Source organism: Thalassolituus sp. UBA2590, assembly GCF_002339775.1.
Classification (GTDB): Bacteria; Pseudomonadota; Gammaproteobacteria; order Pseudomonadales; family Oceanobacteraceae; genus Thalassolituus.
Map to the genome: position 1 here is coordinate 8537 of NZ_DDKU01000027.1, position 5845 is coordinate 14381.

Genomic DNA, 5845 nt, shown 5'->3' on the forward strand with positions numbered 1-5845 from the left:
CGGCTTTAAAATCCGCGAGCATACTTTACACAAGGTCCCTTTCCAGCTCGTGGTGGGGGACAAAGAAAAAGAAACAAACACTGTCGCAGTGCGCACCCGTAAGGGTGAAGACCTCGGTACAATGAGTGTCGACGAGTTTATTGCCATCCTCGAGAAGGCGATTGCAGAACGCGGCCGGTTTGGAATGGAGAACTGATCATCAGACGCGATAATAGAAGAGGAGCACGTGATAACCGTGCCCCCATTAACGACCAGATTCGTGCAAACGAAGTCCGGTTAATCGGAGCAGACGGCGAGCAAGTAGGCGTCGTTTCTTTACGCGAAGCCCTTGAGGCCGCCCAAGAAGCCGAACTGGATCTGGTTCAGATTTCAGATGGCGATCCGATCGTCTGTAAGATCATGGACTTCGGCAAGAAGCTCTACGAAGAGAAGAAGCAGAAAGCCGAAGCCAAAAAGAAACAGCACCAGGTGCAGATTAAGGAAGTCAAATTCCGTCCGGGTACGGAAGAAGGCGACTATCAGATCAAACTGCGTAACCTGAAGCGCTTCCTCGAAGCGGGCAACAAAGCGAAAGTATCGCTGCGTTTCCGCGGTCGTGAGATGGCGCACCAGAACCTGGGTATGGAACTGATGATGCGTGTCGAGAAAGATCTCGAAGAACTCGGCAGCGTAGAACAGCGTCCTAAGATGGAAGGTCGCCAGATGATCATGGTCATCGGCCCATCCAAAAAGAAGTAGTCTGGTTTTCAAATGAATACGCAGACCCCGGCGCTTGCCGGGGTTTGTGCGTTCTGCCAGACGCTGCGTCGGCCTGAGTTGGGCAGGCGTTATTACGGCAGAGATTGTACAGGGTCTTAGTTTCTGTACGTCTCATAACTTTCAGGAGTATGAAAATGCCTAAGATCAAAACTAAGAGCGGCGCTGCGAAGCGCTTCAAAAAGACTGCGAACGGTTTCAAGCACCGTAATGCTTTCCGCAGCCACATCCTGACTAAGAAGAGCACGAAGCGTAAGCGCCACCTGCGTGGTATGTCTCAGCTGCACGCTGCAGACAAGAAGCTTGTTATTCGTATGCTTCCTAATCTTTAATCGACTGTCAGGAGATAAATTATGGCTCGTGTAAAACGTGGTGTTGTCGCTCGTCGTCGTCACAAGAAAATTCTGAAGCAGGCTAAAGGTTACTACGGTGCCCGCAGTCGCGTGTTCCGCGTTGCTAAGCAAGCGGTAATCAAAGCAGGTCAGTACGCTTACCGTGACCGTCGTCAGCGTAAGCGTCAGTTCCGTCAGCTGTGGATTGCGCGTATCAACGCTGGTGCACGTCAGAACGGTCTGTCTTACAGCAAGTTCATCAATGGCCTGAAAAAAGCCACTGTTGAAATTGACCGTAAGGTTCTGGCTGATCTGGCTGTGAATGAAAAAGCAGCGTTTGCGGCTCTGGTTGAAAAAGCCAAGTCCAGCCTGTAATTTCACCGCGCTCTTCTGAGCACGCGGAACCGGGCCAGCCATTAGCTTGACTGGCCAAAGGATAGGGGAGTGGCTTTCTTTGAAAGACCTCCCCTATTTTTTTGCGTTATTAAACACATTCAGTGCTTACCAGAGCTTCTTCTATAGGATGCCCTGAGGGAATTCCGGTAAGCACTTAATCAAAAAATGACCTTTCAGGATCATCACGATGGAAAACTTAGAGGCTCTGACGCAACAGGCGTTGGATGCAGTCGCTGCCTCGAGCGACATGGCAGCACTCGATCAGGTACGCGTTCAGTATCTGGGTAAGAAGGGCGAAATCTCTGCCCTGATGAAAAACCTGGGCAATGTTGCTCCGGAAGATCGCCCGAAAGTCGGCGCGGTGATTAACGAGGCGCGTGGCAAAGTTCAGGACGCCTTGAATGCGCGTAAAGAATCACTCGAGAGTGAAGCACTCAACGCCAAACTGGCGTCTGAAACCGTCGACGTGACGCTACCCGGCCGTGCCGTTCAGGAAGGTAGCCTGCACCCGGTTACTCGCACACTGGAGCGTATTGAAGGCTTCTTCGCTAATGCCGGTTATCAGGTCGCTGAAGGCCCTGAGATCGAAGATGATTTTCACAACTTCGAAGCGCTGAATATTCCTTCGCATCACCCGGCGCGTGCCATGCACGACACTTTCTATTTTGATGCAGGCACTCTGCTGCGTACCCACACCTCGCCGGTTCAGGTACGTACAATGGAGTCTCAGGAGCCACCGATCCGCATTATCTGCCCGGGTCGTGTATACCGTTGCGACTACGATCAGACTCACTCGCCCATGTTCCATCAGGTCGAAGGTCTGCTGGTGGATAAGGGCATCAGCTTTGCGGATCTGAAGGGCACGATTCAGGAATTTCTGAGCGTCTTCTTTGAGCGTGATCTGGTGATCCGCCTGCGTCCGTCTTACTTCCCGTTCACTGAGCCATCCGCTGAGATCGACATTGAATGGGTGATTGAAACTCCAGAAGGTACCAAGCGTCGCTGGCTCGAAGTCGGCGGTTGCGGCATGGTCCACCCGGAAGTCTTCAAACATGTGAATATTGACCCTGAAGAATACACAGGTTTTGCCTTTGGTATGGGCGTTGAGCGTCTGGCGATGCTCCGCTACGGCGTGAATGACCTGCGTCTGTTCTTCGAAAACGACCTGCGCTTCCTGCAGCAGTTCAAGTAATTCAGGGGATATTAAGAAATGAAATTCAGCGAACAGTGGTTACGCGAATGGGTTAACCCTGAGATTACGACTCAGGAACTGGTCGATCACCTGACTCTTGCGGGTCTTGAGGTCGACGGAGAAGAGCCGGTTGCCGGTGATTTTTCTGGTGTGGTTGTTGGGCAGGTTGTCAGCCGTGAGCAACACCCCGATGCCGACAAGCTGAGCTTATGTCAGGTGTCTGATGGCACCGAGAACTTCCAGATTGTATGTGGCGCTGCAAACGTGCGCGAAGGCCTGAAAATTCCCTTCGCTAAAATCGGTGCGGTTCTGCCAACCGAAGATGGCAAAGGCTTCAAAATCAAAAAAGCCAAACTGCGTGGCGTTGAGTCATTCGGTATGTTGTGTGCCGAAGCCGAGTTGGGCATGGCAGAAAGCTCTGAAGGTCTGATGGAGCTGCCGGATTCTGCCCCTGTTGGCGCAGATTTCCGCGAATACCTGAACCTCGATGACACCGTTATTGAAGTCGACCTGACACCAAACCGTGCAGACTGCCTGAGCATTGCAGGTCTGGCACGTGAAACCGGCGTACTGACACGCACAGAGGTGAAGCCGCCGCTCGTGGCTGCCGTTGCCGCGTCAATTGATGATAAAGCGTCCGTCGAGGTTTCTGCGGCTGATGCATGCCCACGCTATCTTGGTCGTATCGTGAAAGGCGTGAACGTAAAAGCAGAAACGCCATTATGGATGGTTGAGAAACTACGCCGTGGCGGTATCCGTTCGATTGACCCTGTCGTGGATATTACCAATTACGTATTGCTGGAGCTGGGTCAGCCAATGCACGCCTTTGACCTGGCACAGGTAGAAGGAGGCATCCGTGTACGTATGGCAGAAGAGGGCGAAAAGCTGACTCTGCTGGACGGCCAGGAAGTCGAACTGAACGCAGATACTCTGGTGATTGCCGACCACAGCAAACCACTGGCGATGGCCGGTGTGATGGGCGGCGAGCACTCAGGTGTAAACGGTGAAACTCAGGACCTGCTGTTGGAAGCGGCGTTTTTCAACCCCATTTCGATCGCTGGTCGTGCACGTAACTACGGTCTGCACACCGATTCTTCGCACCGTTTTGAGCGTGGCGTTGACTACAACCTGGCCAATACTGCGATGGAACGTGCGACTCAGCTCGTTATTGATATCTGCGGTGGTCAGGCGGGTCCTGTGACAGAAGTAACTGCCGAGGACAAACTGCCAGAAGCAGCCACCATTACTCTGCGCCGTAAGCGTATTGAGCAAGTCCTGAGCCTGACCATGGCTGACGACGAAGTGACCGACATTCTGGTTCGCCTTGGTATGGATACTGAAACCACCGCTGAAGGCTGGACAGTAAAAGCACCGTCGTATCGTTTTGATATGTCGATCGAAGCTGACCTGATTGAAGAGCTGGCGCGCATCTACGGCTATAACCGTCTGCCTACCCGTGTTCCTGCGGCGGCGACGCCGTTGGCGAAAGCCCCTGAATCCCGTATGCCGATCCGCGACCTGCGTCGCCAGATCATTGCTCGCGGTTATCAGGAAGCGATTACCTACAGCTTTGTTGAGCCAGAGCTGCAGAAAGCCCTCGATCCTGAGCGTGAAGCTCTGCCTCTGCTGAACCCGATTTCAGCGGACATGGGCGTGATGCGTACGACTTTGCTGACAGGACTGGTGTCTGCCGCCAGCTACAACCTCAAGCGTCAGCAGCCACGCGTTCGCCTGTTCGAAACTGGCCTGCGTTTTGTGCCTGAAGCTGATGGCCTCAAACAGACTCCTACGCTGGCGATGCTGGTGTGCGGTAATCGTCTGACTCAGGGCTGGAGTGAGCAGGAAACACCGGTAGATTTCTTTGATCTGAAAGGTGACGTTGAGTCTCTGTTAGCTCGTGGCGGCGATGCCTCCGCGTATCGGTTCGAGTCTGCTCAGCATCCAGCACTGCATCCTGGCCAGACAGCGCGCGTTCTGAAGAACGGCGAACCAATTGGTTGGATAGGCGCACTGCACCCGGCGACTCAGAAAAAAGTTGGTGTGAAGCAGACACTGTTTGTTGCCGAACTCGACCTTGAAGCCGTTCGTGATATTGCCGTGCCTTCGTATGGTGACATCTCGAAATTCCCTGAAATGCGTCGTGACCTGGCGTTGGTTGTAGACCAGTCAGTTCAGGTGGATCAGGTATTCGACGGAATCCGAAGCGTAGCGGGGGATTACCTCACTAAGCTCAACCTGTTTGATGTATATGTCGGCAAAGGTATTGATCCTGATAGAAAAAGTCTCGCTTTGGGCTTGACGTGGCAGCATCCTTCACGCACTCTGACTGATGAAGAAGTGAACAACTCTGTGGAAGCAGTCTTGGCTCACCTCTCTGAAAGCATAGGAGCAACGTTAAGGGGTTAACATGACCGCCCTGACCAAAGCAGAACTGGCAGAAAAACTGTTTGAAGATCTTGGTCTTAATAAGCGTGAAGCTAAGGATATGGTGGACATCTTTTTTGATGAAATCCGCGATAGCCTGAGCCGTAATGAGCAGGTGAAGTTATCAGGATTTGGTAATTTCGACCTGCGTGATAAGCGTCAGCGTCCGGGAAGGAATCCGAAGACAGGCGAGGAGATCCCTATTTCTGCTCGCCGGGTCGTGACGTTCAAACCGGGGCAGAAGCTCAAAATCCGGGTAGAAGCCTATGCTGGAAGCCAGCCACAATAACGAACTACCACCTATTCCATCGAAGCGTTACTTCACTATCGGTGAGGTCAGTGAGCTTTGCGATGTGAAGCCTCATGTTCTCAGATATTGGGAACAGGAATTTCCAACTCTCAAGCCGGTCAAGCGTGCCGGTAATCGTCGTTATTATCAGCGTCAGGACGTCATTCTCGTCCGTGAAATCCGTGCTTTGCTGTATCAGGATGGCTACACCATTGGTGGTGCCCGACAAAAGCTGGAAGACAACGGAGAGTCCCAGGCGGTGGCCATGGATAAAGCCCTGATCAAAAACATGATACGCGAGTTAAAAGAGCTGGAAGATATGTTGAATCCAGACTCCGACTTCTGACGGGCATTCCAAAAAAAGTTTACCTTTTCAGGTACTTAAGTATACTTAAGCGCTCTGTTCACAGGCTTGTGGCAGCATAAGTCGGGATGTGGCGCAGTCTGGTAGCGCAC

At 52.5% G+C, this 5845-nt stretch carries 8 protein-coding genes; all 8 read left to right on the top strand.

Translation table 11 applies throughout. The features are described 5' to 3' along the window. On the top strand, nt 1-196 hold a 196-nt coding region (locus tag B2067_RS02695; RefSeq protein WP_301387360.1), incomplete at its 5' end, for a His/Gly/Thr/Pro-type tRNA ligase C-terminal domain-containing protein. A 2-nt stretch (nt 197-198) separates the two neighbouring features. After that, nucleotides 199-738 (top strand): translation initiation factor IF-3, encoded by a 540-nt coding sequence (gene infC, locus B2067_RS02700; protein ID WP_076514722.1) that lies wholly within the window; start codon nt 199-201, stop codon nt 736-738. Between the two features lie 155 nt (nt 739-893). Beyond that, nucleotides 894-1088 (top strand): 50S ribosomal protein L35, encoded by a 195-nt coding sequence (rpmI, locus tag B2067_RS02705; protein WP_068441519.1) that lies wholly within the window; start codon nt 894-896, stop codon nt 1086-1088. Between the two features lie 21 nt (nt 1089-1109). Next, nucleotides 1110-1463 carry a 50S ribosomal protein L20 gene (rplT, locus tag B2067_RS02710; RefSeq protein ID WP_068435564.1) on the top strand — a complete coding sequence of 118 codons (354 nt, stop codon included), beginning with the start codon at nt 1110-1112 and terminating at the stop codon, nt 1461-1463. 208 nt (nt 1464-1671) lie between these two features. Next, complete coding sequence (gene pheS, locus B2067_RS02715) at nt 1672-2676, top strand: phenylalanine--tRNA ligase subunit alpha (RefSeq protein ID WP_068441522.1); 1005 nt, start codon at nt 1672-1674, stop codon at nt 2674-2676. A gap of 18 nt (nt 2677-2694) precedes the next feature. Next, nucleotides 2695-5082 (top strand): phenylalanine--tRNA ligase subunit beta, encoded by a 2388-nt coding sequence (gene pheT, locus B2067_RS02720; protein WP_301387361.1) that lies wholly within the window; start codon nt 2695-2697, stop codon nt 5080-5082. Nucleotide 5083: 1 nt separating this feature from the next. Continuing rightward, the gene (ihfA, locus tag B2067_RS02725) at nt 5084-5389 is read left to right on the top strand and encodes an integration host factor subunit alpha (protein WP_068440580.1); all 306 of its coding nucleotides are present in this window, start codon (nt 5084-5086) and stop codon (nt 5387-5389) included. Beyond that, nucleotides 5367-5735, top strand: coding sequence for a MerR family transcriptional regulator (locus B2067_RS02730; protein ID WP_068440582.1), 369 nt, complete (start codon nt 5367-5369; stop codon nt 5733-5735). Before ihfA ends, B2067_RS02730 begins: the two co-directional genes overlap by 23 nt. Nucleotides 5736-5845 lie beyond the last annotated feature (110 nt).

What these genes read in the sequence shown, in the direction of transcription:
- pheS (WP_068441522.1), top strand. Translation starts at nt 1,672, where the DNA reads ATGGAAAACTTAGAGGCTCTGACGCAACAGGCGTTGGATGCAGTCGCT.
- B2067_RS02730 (WP_068440582.1), top strand. Translation starts at nt 5,367, where the DNA reads ATGCTGGAAGCCAGCCACAATAACGAACTACCACCTATTCCATCGAAG.
- pheT (WP_301387361.1), top strand. Translation starts at nt 2,695, where the DNA reads ATGAAATTCAGCGAACAGTGGTTACGCGAATGGGTTAACCCTGAGATT.
- rplT (WP_068435564.1), top strand. Translation starts at nt 1,110, where the DNA reads ATGGCTCGTGTAAAACGTGGTGTTGTCGCTCGTCGTCGTCACAAGAAA.
- ihfA (WP_068440580.1), top strand. Translation starts at nt 5,084, where the DNA reads ATGACCGCCCTGACCAAAGCAGAACTGGCAGAAAAACTGTTTGAAGAT.
- rpmI (WP_068441519.1), top strand. Translation starts at nt 894, where the DNA reads ATGCCTAAGATCAAAACTAAGAGCGGCGCTGCGAAGCGCTTCAAAAAG.